The organism is Arthrobacter russicus (assembly GCF_031454135.1).
Lineage (GTDB): Bacteria > Actinomycetota > Actinomycetes > Actinomycetales > Micrococcaceae > Renibacterium > Renibacterium russicum.
In genome coordinates this window covers 2808880-2823160 of the sequence record NZ_JAVDQF010000001.1, presented here as the reverse complement: position 1 = coordinate 2823160, position 14281 = coordinate 2808880, and the positions used below count along the sequence as shown (strand labels likewise).

Annotated in this window: 17 protein-coding genes; 10 read left to right on the top strand and 7 right to left on the bottom strand. The window is 65.4% G+C overall.

The window, feature by feature from the left end; genetic code table 11:
* Positions 1 to 16 precede the first annotated feature (16 nt).
* From JOE69_RS13165 to asd, 4 genes are all read left to right on the top strand, one after another.
* Positions 17 to 736 (top strand): DUF1648 domain-containing protein, encoded by a 720-nt coding sequence (locus tag JOE69_RS13165; protein WP_309799427.1) that lies wholly within the window; start codon positions 17 to 19, stop codon positions 734 to 736.
* Positions 737 to 773: 37 nt separating this feature from the next.
* Positions 774 to 1577, top strand: coding sequence for a thymidylate synthase (locus tag JOE69_RS13160; protein WP_309799424.1), 804 nt, complete (start codon positions 774 to 776; stop codon positions 1575 to 1577).
* Positions 1574 to 2089 (top strand): dihydrofolate reductase, encoded by a 516-nt coding sequence (locus JOE69_RS13155; protein ID WP_309799423.1) that lies wholly within the window; start codon positions 1574 to 1576, stop codon positions 2087 to 2089. Before JOE69_RS13160 ends, JOE69_RS13155 begins: the two co-directional genes overlap by 4 nt.
* A gap of 61 nt (positions 2090 to 2150) precedes the next feature.
* Positions 2151 to 3269: an aspartate-semialdehyde dehydrogenase gene (asd, locus tag JOE69_RS13150; RefSeq protein WP_309799420.1), complete on the top strand. Its 1119-nt coding sequence runs from the start codon at positions 2151 to 2153 to the stop codon at positions 3267 to 3269.
* A gap of 53 nt (positions 3270 to 3322) precedes the next feature.
* On the opposite strand, the gene JOE69_RS13145 is transcribed toward asd, so the two are convergent.
* The 3 genes from JOE69_RS13145 to JOE69_RS13135 form a co-directional block, all read right to left on the bottom strand.
* A complete protein-coding gene (locus JOE69_RS13145; RefSeq protein ID WP_309799418.1) occupies positions 3323 to 4195 on the bottom strand; it encodes an NAD(P)-binding domain-containing protein in 873 nt (290 codons plus the stop codon).
* A 197-nt stretch (positions 4196 to 4392) separates the two neighbouring features.
* Positions 4393 to 5475 carry a fatty acid desaturase family protein gene (locus tag JOE69_RS13140; RefSeq protein WP_309799415.1) on the bottom strand — a complete coding sequence of 361 codons (1083 nt, stop codon included), beginning with the start codon at positions 5473 to 5475 and terminating at the stop codon, positions 4393 to 4395.
* A gap of 108 nt (positions 5476 to 5583) precedes the next feature.
* Positions 5584 to 6660 carry a winged helix DNA-binding domain-containing protein gene (locus JOE69_RS13135; RefSeq protein WP_309799413.1) on the bottom strand — a complete coding sequence of 359 codons (1077 nt, stop codon included), beginning with the start codon at positions 6658 to 6660 and terminating at the stop codon, positions 5584 to 5586.
* Positions 6661 to 6841: 181 nt separating this feature from the next.
* Between JOE69_RS13135 and JOE69_RS13130 the strand changes: the two genes are divergently transcribed.
* The 6 genes from JOE69_RS13130 to JOE69_RS13105 are packed head-to-tail and all read left to right on the top strand — an operon-like array spanning position 6842 to position 11510.
* Entirely contained in the window at positions 6842 to 7075 is a 234-nt protein-coding gene (locus tag JOE69_RS13130; RefSeq protein WP_309799411.1) for a hypothetical protein, read from the top strand.
* Positions 7021 to 7920: a hypothetical protein gene (locus tag JOE69_RS13125; RefSeq protein ID WP_309799409.1), complete on the top strand. Its 900-nt coding sequence runs from the start codon at positions 7021 to 7023 to the stop codon at positions 7918 to 7920. The genes JOE69_RS13130 and JOE69_RS13125 overlap by 55 nt, the downstream gene beginning before the upstream one ends.
* Entirely contained in the window at positions 7854 to 9101 is a 1248-nt protein-coding gene (locus JOE69_RS13120) for a YcaO-like family protein (protein WP_309799407.1), read from the top strand. The genes JOE69_RS13125 and JOE69_RS13120 overlap by 67 nt, the downstream gene beginning before the upstream one ends.
* Before the next feature lie 14 nt (positions 9102 to 9115).
* Positions 9116 to 9913, top strand: coding sequence for a SagB/ThcOx family dehydrogenase (locus tag JOE69_RS13115; RefSeq protein WP_309799404.1), 798 nt, complete (start codon positions 9116 to 9118; stop codon positions 9911 to 9913).
* Positions 9910 to 10794 carry an ABC transporter ATP-binding protein gene (locus tag JOE69_RS13110; RefSeq protein WP_309799402.1) on the top strand — a complete coding sequence of 295 codons (885 nt, stop codon included), beginning with the start codon at positions 9910 to 9912 and terminating at the stop codon, positions 10792 to 10794. Before JOE69_RS13115 ends, JOE69_RS13110 begins: the two co-directional genes overlap by 4 nt.
* Entirely contained in the window at positions 10791 to 11510 is a 720-nt protein-coding gene (locus tag JOE69_RS13105; RefSeq protein ID WP_309799400.1) for an ABC transporter permease, read from the top strand. Before JOE69_RS13110 ends, JOE69_RS13105 begins: the two co-directional genes overlap by 4 nt.
* Before the next feature lie 13 nt (positions 11511 to 11523).
* Here JOE69_RS13105 and JOE69_RS13100 read toward each other — a convergent pair whose 3' ends face one another.
* Genes JOE69_RS13100 through JOE69_RS13085 form a run of 4 tightly spaced genes read right to left on the bottom strand, consistent with a single transcriptional unit; the run spans position 11524 to position 14260 of the window.
* Positions 11524 to 12339, bottom strand: coding sequence for an SAM-dependent methyltransferase (locus JOE69_RS13100; RefSeq protein ID WP_309799398.1), 816 nt, complete (start codon positions 12337 to 12339; stop codon positions 11524 to 11526).
* On the bottom strand, positions 12336 to 13385 hold the full coding sequence (locus JOE69_RS13095) for a UDP-N-acetylmuramate dehydrogenase (RefSeq protein ID WP_309799396.1): 1050 nt from the start codon (positions 13383 to 13385) through the stop codon (positions 12336 to 12338). Before JOE69_RS13095 ends, JOE69_RS13100 begins: the two co-directional genes overlap by 4 nt.
* Positions 13386 to 13814, bottom strand: a complete 429-nt coding sequence (locus JOE69_RS13090; RefSeq protein WP_296364275.1) for a MaoC family dehydratase — start codon at positions 13812 to 13814, stop codon at positions 13386 to 13388.
* Positions 13811 to 14260 carry an FAS1-like dehydratase domain-containing protein gene (locus JOE69_RS13085; RefSeq protein ID WP_309799392.1) on the bottom strand — a complete coding sequence of 150 codons (450 nt, stop codon included), beginning with the start codon at positions 14258 to 14260 and terminating at the stop codon, positions 13811 to 13813. Before JOE69_RS13085 ends, JOE69_RS13090 begins: the two co-directional genes overlap by 4 nt.
* Between the last annotated feature and the right edge of the window lie 21 nt (positions 14261 to 14281).

Below are 14281 nucleotides of genomic sequence, written 5' to 3'. Positions count from 1 at the left end.
CGGCTAGGTTGAAGACATGCCTGAGACCTCGATCCGCCTGGCCCGGCCAGATTGGCTGCTGTACGCCGTCGCCTTCCTGATCCTGGCGGCATCGGCGGGCTACGGTGCGCTGCGCTATCCGAACCTGCCAGAACGGTTCCCGATCCATTGGAACGCCGCAGGGTTCGCCGACGGCTATGCCGGCAAAAGCATCGGGACGGCATTTTTCGGGGTCTTCATCGGGCTCGGAGTCCTGTTGCTCTTCCTGGTGATCGCGTGGCTCCTCGGCCGGGCGGCCCAGCGCCAAGGAATCCGGCCCATTCCCCATCTCGCGGCCACGCAGCGCTTCCTCGGTGTGCTCTCGATCGTGCTGGCCCTGGTTTTCTGGCTGGTCAATCAGCAGGTCTGGGCGGTTTCCGAAAAGACCACGAATCCGCTGCTCCTGGTGCTGCTGATCGCCGTGGGCCTGGCCATCGCGGCGATCTTCGCCAACCGCCGGTACCGGGCCGAGCTCGGAAAACTGCCACCCCGTGATCCGGCTGAGCCGGCACCCGATCCACGCGAGGACGAACGCTTCTGGGCCGCCGGATTCGTGTACCACAATCCGGATGACCGTTCGGTCATCGTGCCCAAGCGTTCCGGACTCGGTTACACCGTGAATTGGGGCCGTCCCGGCGGCAAGGCCCTGCTCCTCGGCGTACTCGCGATCCCGGTGGTCGCGGTCGGGATCGCGCTCTGGGCGGCCATGCCGCGCTGAACGCACTTTGCCGGCCGCAGCGGATAAGATTCCAAGCATGACGATTCAGACTCCGTACGAGGACCTGCTGCGCGATGTGCTGGCCAATGGCACCGCGAAATCGGACCGCACCGGCACTGGCACCCGCAGCGTGTTCGGGCGGCAGATCCGCTTCGACCTGGCGGAATCGTTCCCCCTGATCACCACCAAACGGGTGCACTTCAAATCCGTCGCGATGGAGTTGCTCTGGTTCCTCCGCGGCGATTCCAATGTCCGTTGGCTGCAGGAGAACGGCGTCAAAATTTGGAACGAATGGGCCGACGACGACGGCGAGCTCGGCCCGGTGTACGGCGTCCAGTGGCGTTCCTGGCCCACTCCGGACGGCGAGCACATCGACCAGATCGCAGCCGTGGTCGAGGGCCTCAAGGCCAACCCCGATTCCCGCCGGCACATCGTCTCGGCCTGGAACGTCTCGGAACTGTCCAAGATGGCACTGCCGCCGTGCCACGCCTTCTTCCAGTTCTATGTGGCGGACGGCAAGCTCTCCTGCCAGCTGTACCAGCGCAGCGCCGACATGTTCCTGGGCGTTCCGTTCAACATCGCCTCCTATGCGCTCTTGACCCTGATGGTCGCGCAGCAGGTCGGTCTGGCGCCCGGCGAATTCATCTGGACCGGCGGCGATACGCACATCTACGACGACCATCTGGATCAGGTCAACGAGCAGCTGGGCCGCGAGCCTTATGCCTACCCGAAGCTGCGGATCACCCGGAAACCCGAGTCGATTTTCGACTACGCCTTCGAAGACTTCGAGCTGCTCGATTACCAGCACCACCCGACGATCAAAGCGCCGATCGCGGTATGACCATCGGCGTCATTTGGGCCCAGACTCCGAGCGGCGTGATCGGTGCAGCCGGCACCATGCCGTGGCACGTCCCCGAGGACATGGCATATTTTCGCGCCGTGACCTCGGGCCACCCGGTCATCATGGGCCGCCGCACCTGGCTGTCGTTTCCCGCGAAGTTTCGTCCGCTGCCGGGCCGGACCAACATCGTGTTGACCTCGGACCCCGGGTGGGGCGGCACCGAGGAAGCCGCCGGTGCCACTGCAGTGGCCTCCCTGGCCCAGGCGCTTGCGGTCGCGAAGTCAGCTCCCGGGGCCGAGGAAATCTGGATCATCGGCGGCGGAAACGTCTACACCCAGGCTATGGAATTGGCCGACACCGCCGCGATCACGCTGATAGATTCCGCGGTGGCCGGTGACACTTTCGCACCGGAACTGGACGCCAGCTGGACGCTGGAAGGAATGGACCCGGCGTCCGGTTGGCATGAGTCTTCCCGGGGCGAGCGATACCGCTTCACCAAATGGCGCCGCTGAACTTCCAGCAGCGCACGTCATGAGCTTCGCGACGGCCAGGGAACGCCCGTACCATTGAGGGATGAGTCAACATGTTGGCTACGTCGGGTGGCGTGGCATGGTGGGTTCGGTCCTGATGCAGCGGATGCAGCAGGAAGGCGATTTCAGCCGGATCGAACCGACTTTCTTTTCGACCTCGAACCACGGCGGTGCCGCGCCTTCTTTCGCGGAAGGCGACGCCGGAATCCTCCAAGACGCCTACGACCTCGAGGCGCTCGAAGCCCTGCCGATCATCGTCACCGCCCAAGGCGGCGAATACACCTCGGCGGTGCACCCGCAGCTGCGGGCCCGCGGCTGGGACGGACTATGGATCGATGCCGCTTCCACGCTCCGGATGAACGATGATTCGATCATCGTGCTCGACCCGGTCAACCGGGCGGTCATCGATGCCGGCCTGGCCTCCGGCGTCAAAGACTTCATAGGCGGCAACTGCACGGTCTCCTGCATGCTGATGGGCCTGGGCGGCCTGTTCCGCAACGGCCTCGTCGAGTGGGCCACTTCGATGACGTACCAGGCCGCCTCCGGTGGCGGGGCCAAGCACATGCGTGAGCTGCTCAGCCAATTCGGTGCGATCCACGGTGCGGTCGCTGCCGACCTGGCCGATCCGGCGTCGGCGATCTTGGCCATCGACCGAGGCGTCCTGGCCGCGCAGCAAAACGTCGATGCCAGCCAGTTCGGCGTGACCTTGGCCGGTTCGCTGATTCCTTGGATCGATGCCGATCTGGGCAACGGCCAGTCGAAAGAAGAGTGGAAGAACGGCGCGGAGACCAATAAGATCCTGGGCCGCAGCGGAACCGACCGGATCATCATGGACGGCCTCTGTGTCCGGATCGGCGCCATGCGGACGCATTCCCAGGCGCTGACCATCAAATTGCGCGAAGACCTTTCAGTCCCGGAGATCGAACGGATCCTCGACGCGGACAATAAGTGGGCCACCGTGGTGCCCAATACCAAAGACGCCTCGATGAAAGCGCTCACCCCGGTAGCCACTTCCGGCACGCTGGAAATTCCGGTGGGCCGGATCCGCACGCTGGAAATGGGCCCCGGTTACATCAGCGCGTTCACCGTCGGCGACCAGTTGCTCTGGGGTGCCGCGGAACCACTGCGCCGGATGGTCAATATCGCAATCGGTGCACTCTGAGCCGTCCTCCGCGACCGGCACCGGTCGGCGGAACCGGCCCGGCACCGGGATCTTCAGCAGTTCCGCACAGAGTCCGCTCGGCCGACTAGCGCCGCGATGCTCGACTCGCCCAGCCCAGCCGCGATCGCTCCGTCCAGGGCGGTCCGGGCAGCTTCCAGTTGTTTCGGGAAATGCCCCGCCTTGCCGACCGTCTCCCGATACAGCTGCGCAGCGAGTCCATACGTGCCGAGCGCCGCGGAGCCTGGCGAAACACCTGTACTGCGTTCGGCGAAGACCTCTCGCAGGACCCCGCCCAGGTTCCGGGCCTGGACGTCGATCAACTTTTGCACCACGTCATCGGAGATGCCGTTGCCGGCCAAGTAGTCTGCCGATTCGAGGAAGGCGACGATGCTAGGAATCTCGAAGATCCCGACATAACCGGCGTCCAGGACGTTGGCCGACGACGCATCGTCCGACAAATAAGCCGTATCGCCGCTCAACGAGGTGAAGAGTTCCCGATGCTCGTGCCAAAGCTGCGCCGAACCGGCGAACCCGATGAAACCGCGCTCGCTGCCGATGTCCTGCGGGAAATTCAGGTTGGCGCCGTCCAAATAACGGGAGCCTTCCGGCAAAGCCGAAAGCATGGCAAGTGCTTCGCCCGGAGTTCCCGTCGACAAATTCAGCAGGTCGATCGGGGATTGGCTTTGCCGTCCGCGCAGGATCTTTTCCAGATTTTCATAACCGGAGACCAGGTTGATCACCAGATCAGCCTGGTCCAGCAATTCATCGGCCGCCGACAACGCGGTCACCTTCGACGAAACGAGCGCCTCGGCCTTGTCGGGGCTCCGGTTCCATACCGCCACGTCTAGCCCTTGCGCGGCGAAGTGCCGGACGAACGCTGCACCCATCCGACCCGCTCCCAATATCCCGACGTCGTATTTCGCCATCCGAGCCTCCTGAATTCAATCCATGATCAAAGTATTAATATATTTAATTATTTAAATACTTTGATCGTGGATTGTCAACCAGCCAAGACGGCAACCCGGCCGGAGCATACCGGCCGTCGATGACGAAAACACCGAGCGGGCGTCCGCGACGATTCGCGGACGCCCCCTCGGCACAATGGCCAAGCAGCCGGAGCCGGCTAACGGGTGCGGAACTGCGCGGTGAGCGGGCAATCGAAGGGATCCCGCTGGCCCAGACCCACCCGGTTCAGGTAGCGGACCACGATCCCATACGACTCGGGCAATGTGGTCTCGGTGTAGGTGATGCCTTTTTCGGCGCAGAATTCACGTACCATCGGCTGGACCTTGCCCAGGTTCCGCGAAGACATCGTGGGGAACAAGTGGTGTTCGATCTGATAGTTCAAGCCGCCCATTCCAATGTCCACGAGTTTGCCGCCGGAGATGTTGCGGCTCATCAGCACCTGGCGGCGCAGGAAGTCGATTTTCAGGTCTTTGGGGACCAACGGCATGCCCTTGTGGTTCGGTGCGAAAGCACCGCCGAAGTAGAGTCCGAACGTCGCGATGTGCACGGCCAGCAGCGCAGCACCGATGCCCCAGCCGGCCACTGCGAAGACGGCCACTGGGACTCCGATCAGTCGTACCGCCAGCAGTGCGGCCTCCCAACCGCGTTTCGGCACGATCTCCTTGCGGTTGAGCACCCGCTTGGTCGCATTGATGTGCAGGTCCAGGGTGACCAGGGTCAACAGCGGGAAAAAGAACCACCCTTGGTGCGCGGCGAACCATCGGGCCAGGCCGCGGCGTTCCAGGGCACTGTCCGGGTCGAAGACCACGACGCCGGCGGCGATATCCAGGTCGGAGCCGATTTTATTGGGATTCGCGTGGTGCTTGCCATGCTTGTTCATCCACCAGCCATAACTCAGGCCCACGAACAGATTGCCGACGATCCGGCCGGTCCATTCATTGGCCTTGGAGCTGGCGAAAATCTGCCGGTGCGCCGCATCGTGGGCCAGGAACCCGGCCATTCCGCACATCACGCTGAAGGCGACTGCGGTGAGCAGTTGCCACCAAGATTGCCCGAGCAGCACGAACATCACGCCGACCGCGGCAAAGCCCAGCCCGATCCGGATCATCCGCCAGATGTACCAGCCGACGTCGCGCTCCATCAGTCCGGTGGCCCGGACCTTTTCGGCGAGCTCGATGAAGTCCGCCGTCTGCCGGTTGGTGGCGGGGCGGGGGCGGTTCTCGGTCGGTGCCAGGGTCACGGCTCGGCCTTTCGATGGGCTACGGCTTCCAGGCTCCCAAGCTACGAGGCCCATTCCGATCGGCACATCACCCTGGAGAGCCGACCGCACCCCCTACCGGGGTAGGGGTCACCGGCCCAGGTAATCCCGCCGCTTCCGCGCTGCGGTCCGCACCGACCGCAATCCGTTCGCCGACAGCTCGCCGAAAGGAGAAAACTCGACCTCGTCGACGCCCGGGCCGGTCCCGGATTTCCGCCAGGTGCCGACGACCCGCCCGGAACGGAGCATCGTGGGCAGGAACACCCCGTTGTTCCCCGGGACGATGCGCCCGGCATTTTCCGCAGTGAGCGCCAGGCCACGATCCGCGTAACCCAGCAGGTACTCGTCGAACCCGGGCAACAGGTGCGCCGCGGCCAAGTTGCCGGGTGGCTCCGCCGAGTTCACCGCCGTCGTCGGGACCAGGTACTCCCGGCCGGCGAACTCCACGGTCGACAGCGCATCCCCGAGCGCGGCCACCGCGCGCCGGCAGTCGGTCAAGGTCAGTTGGCACCACCAGCTGAAATCACGCAGCGTCGCCGGAGCATGCGAACGGAAGTACCGGGAGGCCAGCTCCGCCAGAGCCGCATCACGTTCGAGTTCGCGCGGCGCCGGCAGCCAATCGGCCGCCGCGGCGAACAGCTGCCGCTCGCCGCGGAACGGACCCTGGACCAACTGGCCCCGGATACTGAGCGCATTGAGCAGATATCCGCCGCGCTGGCCTCCGGTCGATTGGCCAGCCGCCTCGAAAGCGTCGAACAGCTCCTCGCGACCCGCTGCGCCGGAGCCCAGCCGGTCCAGGGCGACGTCCAGGGCAGCGGCCAAGTCCGGTTCGGCGATGCCCGCCGCATCGAGCCGGGGGGCCAGCGCTGCCGCCATTCGCCCGGCCGTCAGCGAAAGGATCCAGACCAGGTCCGACGCGCGGCAGACATGCAGCGTGCCGCGCATCAACCAGGTCCGCACCAGGTCTCCCGAATCGAATGCCTGCCGTACCGCCATCCGGGATGGCCGCGACGTTCGCAGGCCGAGCGAATAGAGCACCCCGGGAAGGTCCTGCCCCTGCAGCGCCGTCATCCAGCCGGCTGCCGCCACCGGATCCGCGGCCTTCTCGGCCAGCAGCAGTTGCGAATGCAGCCGCAGCCGGGTCATCGCCTTCGCCGTGAGCTTCATTCCCCCATCAAATCATCAATGCGCTGCGGCAGGCCGGAGCGTCGGATGGGATATCCACAAGCTCGTCAAACACCGGTTGACGATTCGTCAGTCGCTGAAATAAAGTCGCTGCCATGCCTCCGACCCCGGAGGCATGCCGGACGCTTCACCGCTCGCCGGCAAATCCCGAGATAGGAGAACCATGAATCGGATCGCTACCCCGCAACCCGCCATCGATCTGCCTCCAGTGCTTCCGGCGATCACCTTCGACCCCGCGGAGACCCGACCGGGAACCGTGATGCCGGAACTGCTCAAGGAGCTCGAGTTCGAGTTCACCGGTTCCACGGCGCGCACCGCGACCATGCAGGACGGCGTCTCGCTGTGCAGCTCCACTTCGTGTTCCTGCTCCAGCACCACCAAGCCCAGCCAGCCCTGAGCACCATGCCGGTCACCTACGTCACGGCCGCAGGAACCAGGAAGGCCGATTTCACCGACTGTTTCGCCTTGGTGCTGGGCAGTTCACTGGTGCGTTTCCGGGACAACCAGGAACTGGCCAGGCGGTTGTTCGAATTCCTTGCGGAGCCCCGAACCGTGGCGCAGGTTGCGGGAGGCGTTCCGGATCTGCAGGACCCGGAACGCCTCTTGCGGTCGCTCGCCAACACTGGCGTGGTCACTGCGTCCTCGCGATTGATCGGACAGATCCGGCAATTGGACTTCGGCCCCGGGCGCGCCGCACGGGAACTCAGCCTGGACGCGCCGGAGCAGCTGTTGGACCAGCAGACCTGCTCCGGATTCGCCCGGACCAGCAATTCGCCGACGCTGCCGGCCGTACTCGTCCGCGAATCGGTTTCGGAAATGCTGCAAGCCGCCAAGCGGTACTGGGATTCCGGGCTCTGCCACGTTCCGCTGCTCCCTTCCGACGGCGAAAAGATCGTCATCGGCCCGGCCGTGGTGCCCGGCATCACGGCATGTTTCGAATGCCTGCTCGTCCGCCGCGCGGCTTTGACCGAATGGCCTGACGAATACCTCTTGCTGAACTCGGCGGATGCGATCCGGGAATTCGACCGGGCCGATCTCCTGCTCGGGCTCAATCTGGCCCGGCGCCTCGCCGACTCCGCGTTTTACCAGCAGCGCGGCGAGTCGATCGGAGCCTGCCTCGTGTTCACTCCGGATTCCCTGACCGCCTACTGCTCCCGAGTTTGGAGTGTTCCCCGATGCCCTACCTGTTCAAAGAGCGGGATATTCTCGACCAACTATCCCTGGCTCCCTTCCCCGTCCTGAGTGAAGGGCTCGTCGGGGCCGACGTCGGGCTCATCCCCGCCCTGCGCGAGGTCAGATTGGCCCCGGGTTCGGTCCAGGTACCGGCGTTCGCAGTGCAGGCACCCAATCTCCCCGCCTGCACCGGGACTGCCATCTCGCGCAGGTCCAGCATGGGTTTCGGCCTGACTGCCGGGCAGCTCTTCGGCTCCGCCTGCGGCGAGTTCGTGGAACGGTATTCCGCGAATGTCATTCCGCGCCGGTTCGAAGCGTATCCGGCTGCGGAGCAGATCCCGGTCCGCGAGTTCCAACAGTTCACCGACGCGCAGTACGCCAGCCCGGGCTTTCCGTTCACGCATCCCGACGCGGCCGGGGACATCCGGTTCCACCGGGCAATGCGCGCTTCGGACGGCCGGCTCGGGGCGGTGCCGGCCGATCTCGCTTTTCTGCATCCCACCGGCTCCCGGCAGTGGTGCGCAATCACCTCCAACGGGCTTGCCGCGGGGCGAAATTTCGGCATGGCCGCTCGCGGCGCGGTCTTCGAATTGATCGAACGCGATGCCTTCATGCGTGCCTGGTACCGAGCCGAAACCGGTCAGTGCTTCCGCATCCCGGAGCGGGTGCCGATGCATTTCACCGGGCCGCTGCGCCGGATCTGCCGGCAACTCGAACTGCTCGGCATCACGGTCACCTTGGTCCGCTTCGAAGGCGCCGGCGGTGTACCGGTGATCCTGGCCTGCGCGCGCTCGGCGAAGGTGGGGCTCGCCGTCGGCTGCGCCGCCAAATCGGAGGTGCGCTCGGCGATGACCGCCGCTTTCCTGGAGTCGGTGCACACGTACAACTGGAGCCTGCGGATGCTCGGCGGAACACCCGAAATCGACGCCGTGGCCGAGCTCGAAGACCACATCGCCTTCCATGCCGCGCCGGAGAACCGGAAGCACAACGCTTTTCTGGACCGCGGGCCGGAATCCGCGGAAGCGGATTTCACCGCCAACGGCAACCAGCCGCTGGGCGATGTGATCGCCCGGACCCGCGACCAGGGCTGGGACGTCTGGTTGGCCGATCTGCGTTCGCCGGACGTCGCCAGAAGCGGCTGGCACGTCGTCCGGGCCTTGAGCCCGCAAGCGGCGACGCTCGACGTCGAGTTCCCGCATCTGCGTCAGCACGGCGAGATCCGCAACCCGACCCCGCATCCTTTCCCTTGACCGAGGAGCCCCGTATGGAAGATAGCCTGCTGAAGTCACTGCCCTGGATTCCCGCAGATGATCCGGCCGAGAATTACCACGCCGCCGCCAAACTCAGCCCCTGGGTCAGCGAATCGTTTTCCGGACCCTACGCCTTCGAGCTCGCCAACGACCCCGAAGCCTTGGCCGGCTTCGGGGTGCCGAGCTCGATCGTGGGTTCCGCCGAACGTCATCCCTTGGCCCCGGCCACCGAGCCGACGCCGGTCGGCACGGTGCTACGCGATCGGCAATCGGTCACCGGTTTCGGGCCATCGCAGGTGGATTTCGGCCAATTGAGCCGGATCCTGTTGGATACCGCGTGCACCTCCCCTGCCGGCCGTCGAGGTGCGCCTTCGGCCGGGGCGCTCTACCCGCTCGATGTCTACCTCTGCGTCTGCGGGGTCCGGGGGCTCGCCTCCGGAATCTACTCCCTGGATCCGTTCGCGGCCGAGCTGAACCGGCTGCGGATCGGCAAGGATCCCCGGACTTTCCTCAGCGAGACCTTGCTGTTCCAGGACCTCGCCGAGAGTTCCGCATTCCACGTCTTCTTCATCGCCTCGTTCGCCCGGCAACGAATCAAATACGGCCAACGGTCCTACCGGTTCACCTTGCTCGAGGCCGGGCACCTGGCTCAAGCCATGATCATGTCCGCACAGGAATCCGGGATCGCCAGCTGCCCGGTCGGCGGCTTCATCGATCAAGAGGTCGACGATTTGCTCTGCTTGGACGGCGTCGAACAATCCGTGGTCTACAGCGTCGCCTTCGGCACCGCGCGGCGCCGCGATGCCGCATGAGCCGAGAACCGATGGCCAGCTGGGAATCCGTCAGCAAGAAGTACCGCGGAGTTCCTGCGCTGACCGAATTTTCGCTCGCCCTGGGGCCGGGCGTGCATTGCCTGCTCGGGCCCAACGGCGCCGGCAAATCCACTGCGCTGGGCATTTTGACCGGAGTCCGCGCCGCCAGCCGGGGCACCGTCCAGGTGCTCGGCAAGACCGTGGTGCGCGGCGGACCACAAACCCGTTGGCTCGGCAGCGTTCCGCAATCCTTGTCGTTTCCGGCCACGCTCACCGCGCGCGAGGTACTCGGTTTCGTGGCGATGCATTATCCGGATCCGGTTCCGCTCGGCCGGATCGTCACCGAATTGGGTCTGCAGGCTTTCCTGGAAAAGCACTGCGGCGGCCTTTCCGGCGGTCAACGACGCCGGCTCGGCATCGCCTGCGCGGTGATCGCCAATGCACCCGTGTTGATTCTCGACGAACCGCTCGCCGGACTCGATATCGAGGGCAGGGCCGCGGTGCGGCACTTGATCCTGGCACAGCGCTCGGCCGGCCGCTGCATCATCATGGCCTCGCACGATTATGCCGAAGTCGAATCCACTGCGGACACCGTCACACTGGTCAAGGACGGCGTCCGGCTGGCCTCGGGCAGCACCGATTCGGTCCGCGGTACCCTGGCCTTGAGCCACGTGGTTTTCAACGCTCCGGAGGCACCGGCCGGGGTGACTCCGCTGGGCGCGCTGCAACGCCTCGACGACGGCCGCTTCCGGTTGACCACGCGGTACCCGGACCAAGCCGCCAGGATCCTGCTCCAGGCCTTGGACCGTCCCCGGCTGCAGATCAACCCGTCGTCCTTGGAAGAGGCCGTCGGCGAATTGCTGCTGGAGCCGCAGCGATGAGGTATCTGCTTGCCTACGTCAGATTGCAACTGCTCGAGCTGCTCAGATTGCCGTCTTTCCTGATCCCCATGGCCACCTTTCCGGTGTTGCTCTATCTGACCGTCGGGCTGCGTTCCGGAGGGCCACCAGGGCAGACGCTGTTCAACTACGCCGCCTTCGCGATGCTCGGTGCAGCGATGTTTCAATTCGGCGTGGGCATTGCCGCCACCCGTAACGACCCTTGGAATCTCTATTTGCTTTCGCTGCCGGCCAGCCCCAGGCAACGAATCTTCGCCCAGCTGCTCGCCGGAGTGGTTTTCGCAGTGCTTTTCGCCTCGCCGTTTGCGGTCATCGGAATGCTTTTCGGCGGGTTCCAAGGGATTCCGCCGACCGCGCTGGGGCTGGCATCCGCGGCGCTGGTGACCGGAGCTCTGGTGCACGGCTGTCTGGGCTTGGCCCTGGGCTACTGGCTGCCTTCCCGAGGTGCCTTGCCGATTGCCAATTTGATCTACTTCCCGCTGTCCTTCCTGGGCGCGCTGTTCGGACCGGTGGACTTCGGACCATGGCAGCCCCTGCACACGTGGAGTCCGACCGGCGCCTGGTCGGATCTGATCGCGGCAGCACTGCATGGGTCGGTGGCGATTCCGGCGTTGCTCATCCTCGCCGGCTACCTGCTGCTGTGTTCCGCGATCGCGGTGCTCGGCTATCGCCGGGTCCAGCAAACCGTTTACCGCTGAGGTCCGTCGCCGGTCAAACCCCGGCGTGGATGCCGGCTCGGACCAGATACGTCCGCATCCCCGGCACTGAGCTTTCCGTGCTTGGCAGGTCCGGTTGGAGCATCGGCAATCGGCCGAAATTCGCTTCGGCGGAGCCCACCAGCGTGCAGTGCGCCTGCCACCCGGCGGCGCGGAAAAGCGCTTCGGGTTGGTCCGTGCAAAACGGTGGCGGCAGCGCAGCCTTGGCCCGTGCCGCGATGAATTCCGCCATGCCCGGCGTCCCGAGCAGTCCGCTGCCGAAGACATCCGCCAGGAACTCGGACCCGGGTGCCGAAAGCCCGGCTGCAGCCCGCAGCATCCGCCCGACCGCGGGGCCGTCCAAATAGAACAACAAGCCTTCGGCGACCCACTGTGTGGGCAACCGGCGGTCGAAGCCGGCCGCCAGCAGGTCCACCGCCCATTCGCCGGTGACATCGGTCCGCACCACGGTCCGGCGGGCCAGTGGCAGCTCGCCGGCCAGGACCCGCTCCTTGTGGTCGAAGGATTCGGCCAGGTCCAGTTCGAAAACCGCCTCCGGAGTGCGGAACCGGAATGCTCTGGCATCCATTCCGGCACCCAAGACCACCAGCTGTTTCGCATCCGAGGCAGACACCCGGTCGTCGAACCATCGGGTGCGGATCGGCAGGAACGGGTTGGGCATCCCGGAGGCCGCCTCGCTCGCCGCCAAGGCCGCCTGACCGCGCGGCCCGGACAGTCGACCGGCAAACGGATCGACGAACAACGCGTCGGCCCGTTCGCTTTCCCGGGCCCGGGCCGCGGCGGTCCAGAACGCGGTATAGCTGTAGCTCACAAACTGCAGCCGATGAGCAAGGGTTCGGGTTCCAATTCGACGCCGAACCGTTGCTGCACTCCCGCTCGCACCACGCGTGCGATCCGCAACACGTCTTCGGCACTGGCGCCGCTCCGGTTCGTGATTGCCAGAGAATGCTTGGTGGAGAGCGTCGAACGGCCTCCGGTGAGCTCGGCACCGAAGCCACGGTCGAAGCCGGCTTGCGAGATCAGCCAGGCGGCACTGAGTTTGACCGCGTCGCGGCCGGCCACTGGGAACCGCGGCGCCGCGGCCGGCAGTGATTCGGCGAGCGCGGCCGGCACGATCGGATTCGTGAAGAACGAACCGGTTGAATAGCTGTCCCGATCTGCGGCGTCGCTGACCATGCCTTTGGCCGATCTGAGCTCCAGCACCGCTTCGCGGACGTCCAGGGCCGGTGCCCGGTCGCCGACTTGGACGCCGAGTGCAGCGGCCAATTGGGCGTATTGCACCGGGGGGCTCATCCGGCCCAGAGCCAATTGGAACTCCACGCTCAGCACCACGTAGCGCGGCGAACCGTTGACCGAACTGCGTTTGAGCAGCGAATCCCGATAGCCGAACTGCAGTTCGGAATTGCTGAAGCTGCGCACGGCCGAGATTTCCCGGTCCCAGGTCCGGATCATCGCTATGGTCTGCGCAACGTCGGATCCATAAGCGCCCACGTTCTGCACCGGCGTCGCTCCGGCAAGCCCGGGGATGCCGGACAGGGCCGCCAAACCGCTCCAGGCGTGCAGCACCGATTGGTGCACGAAGTCATCCCAGTTCTGCCCGGCCTGGACCCGGACTGCGGCCCCACCGCAGCTGTCCTGCGACGAAGCTTCGAATCCGGTCGAAGCGATCTGCAGCACGGTGCCCGGGAACCCGGAATCCGAGACCAGCAGATTTGAGCCGCCGCCAATCACCAGCAACGGCGTCCCGGCGGCATCGGCGCTGCGCACCGCATCGATCACCTCGGCTTCGGTTTCCGCCCGGACGAATCCGGCTGCCGGGCCGCCGACCTGCAAGGTGGTGAGTTCCGAAAGCAGCATTCAGGCCAGCCGCACCAGGGCCTGCGCCTTGACCAGGACTTTCTCCCCGCCGAAGAGCACGGTCAAGTCGATGCGCGCGGTCTTGGCCACCGGGTCGACGGCGCCCACTGCGCCGGAGACCTCGATGACAGCCCCTTCGGCCAGGTCCGGCACCGGCACCGGTTTGGTGAACCGCGTCTGGTAATCCAGGATCGCGCCCGGGTCGCCCAGCCAGTCGGAGACCAATTCCACTGCCGCGCCCATGGTCAGCATGCCGTGTGCGATCACCCCGGGCAATTCGACCTCCCGGGCAAAGCGCTCATTCCAATGGATCGGGTTGAAGTCGCCGGACGCCCCGGCATAGCGGATCAGATCGGCCCGGCTGAAGCTGATCTCACGGCTGCCCACTGCATCGCCGACAGCCAGCTCGGCCAATACCGGTGCCCTCATTGTTCGTCTCCTCTGACTACGATTTTGGACACCGTGGTGGCTACTGCTTCGCCGGACACCGTGCTGATTTCGGCCCGGGTGGCGATCATGATCCCGCCGCCCATGGCACGGACCGAATCGACGTGCAATTCGGCCTGCAGGGCATCTCCGGCCAAGATCGGACGATGCAGACTGAACCGTTGCTCGCCGTGCACCACTCGGGAGAAATCGATGCCCGAATCCGGGTCGTTGATCAATTGGGCGTCCGCCCGTTGCGCCACGATGATCGCGAAGGTCGGCGGCGCCACCAGATCCGGGTAGCCGAGTGCCTGGGCGGCTGCAACATCGAAATGCGCCGGATTCTCCGCTTTCACCGCCTGGGCGAACTCGCGGATCTTTTCCCGGCCGACGTCGTAGATCCCGGCCGCCGGATAGATCCGGCCGGGCAAGTCGGGATTGACTGGCATGTCACTCCTTGAAGGTAGAAA

Coding starts and splice junctions, on each gene's coding strand:
- JOE69_RS13105 (WP_309799400.1), top strand. CDS start 10,791: ATGAGGTATCTGCTTGCCTACGTCAGATTGCAACTGCTCGAGCTGCTC.
- JOE69_RS13145 (WP_309799418.1), bottom strand. CDS start 4,195: ATGGCGAAATACGACGTCGGGATATTGGGAGCGGGTCGGATGGGTGCA.
- JOE69_RS13165 (WP_309799427.1), top strand. CDS start 17: ATGCCTGAGACCTCGATCCGCCTGGCCCGGCCAGATTGGCTGCTGTAC.
- JOE69_RS13090 (WP_296364275.1), bottom strand. CDS start 13,814: ATGAGGGCACCGGTATTGGCCGAGCTGGCTGTCGGCGATGCAGTGGGC.
- JOE69_RS13135 (WP_309799413.1), bottom strand. CDS start 6,660: ATGAAGCTCACGGCGAAGGCGATGACCCGGCTGCGGCTGCATTCGCAA.
- JOE69_RS13160 (WP_309799424.1), top strand. CDS start 774: ATGACGATTCAGACTCCGTACGAGGACCTGCTGCGCGATGTGCTGGCC.
- JOE69_RS13155 (WP_309799423.1), top strand. CDS start 1,574: ATGACCATCGGCGTCATTTGGGCCCAGACTCCGAGCGGCGTGATCGGT.
- JOE69_RS13120 (WP_309799407.1), top strand. CDS start 7,854: ATGCCCTACCTGTTCAAAGAGCGGGATATTCTCGACCAACTATCCCTG.
- JOE69_RS13095 (WP_309799396.1), bottom strand. CDS start 13,385: ATGCTGCTTTCGGAACTCACCACCTTGCAGGTCGGCGGCCCGGCAGCC.
- asd (WP_309799420.1), top strand. CDS start 2,151: ATGAGTCAACATGTTGGCTACGTCGGGTGGCGTGGCATGGTGGGTTCG.
- JOE69_RS13085 (WP_309799392.1), bottom strand. CDS start 14,260: ATGCCAGTCAATCCCGACTTGCCCGGCCGGATCTATCCGGCGGCCGGG.
- JOE69_RS13110 (WP_309799402.1), top strand. CDS start 9,910: ATGAGCCGAGAACCGATGGCCAGCTGGGAATCCGTCAGCAAGAAGTAC.
- JOE69_RS13130 (WP_309799411.1), top strand. CDS start 6,842: ATGAATCGGATCGCTACCCCGCAACCCGCCATCGATCTGCCTCCAGTG.
- JOE69_RS13115 (WP_309799404.1), top strand. CDS start 9,116: ATGGAAGATAGCCTGCTGAAGTCACTGCCCTGGATTCCCGCAGATGAT.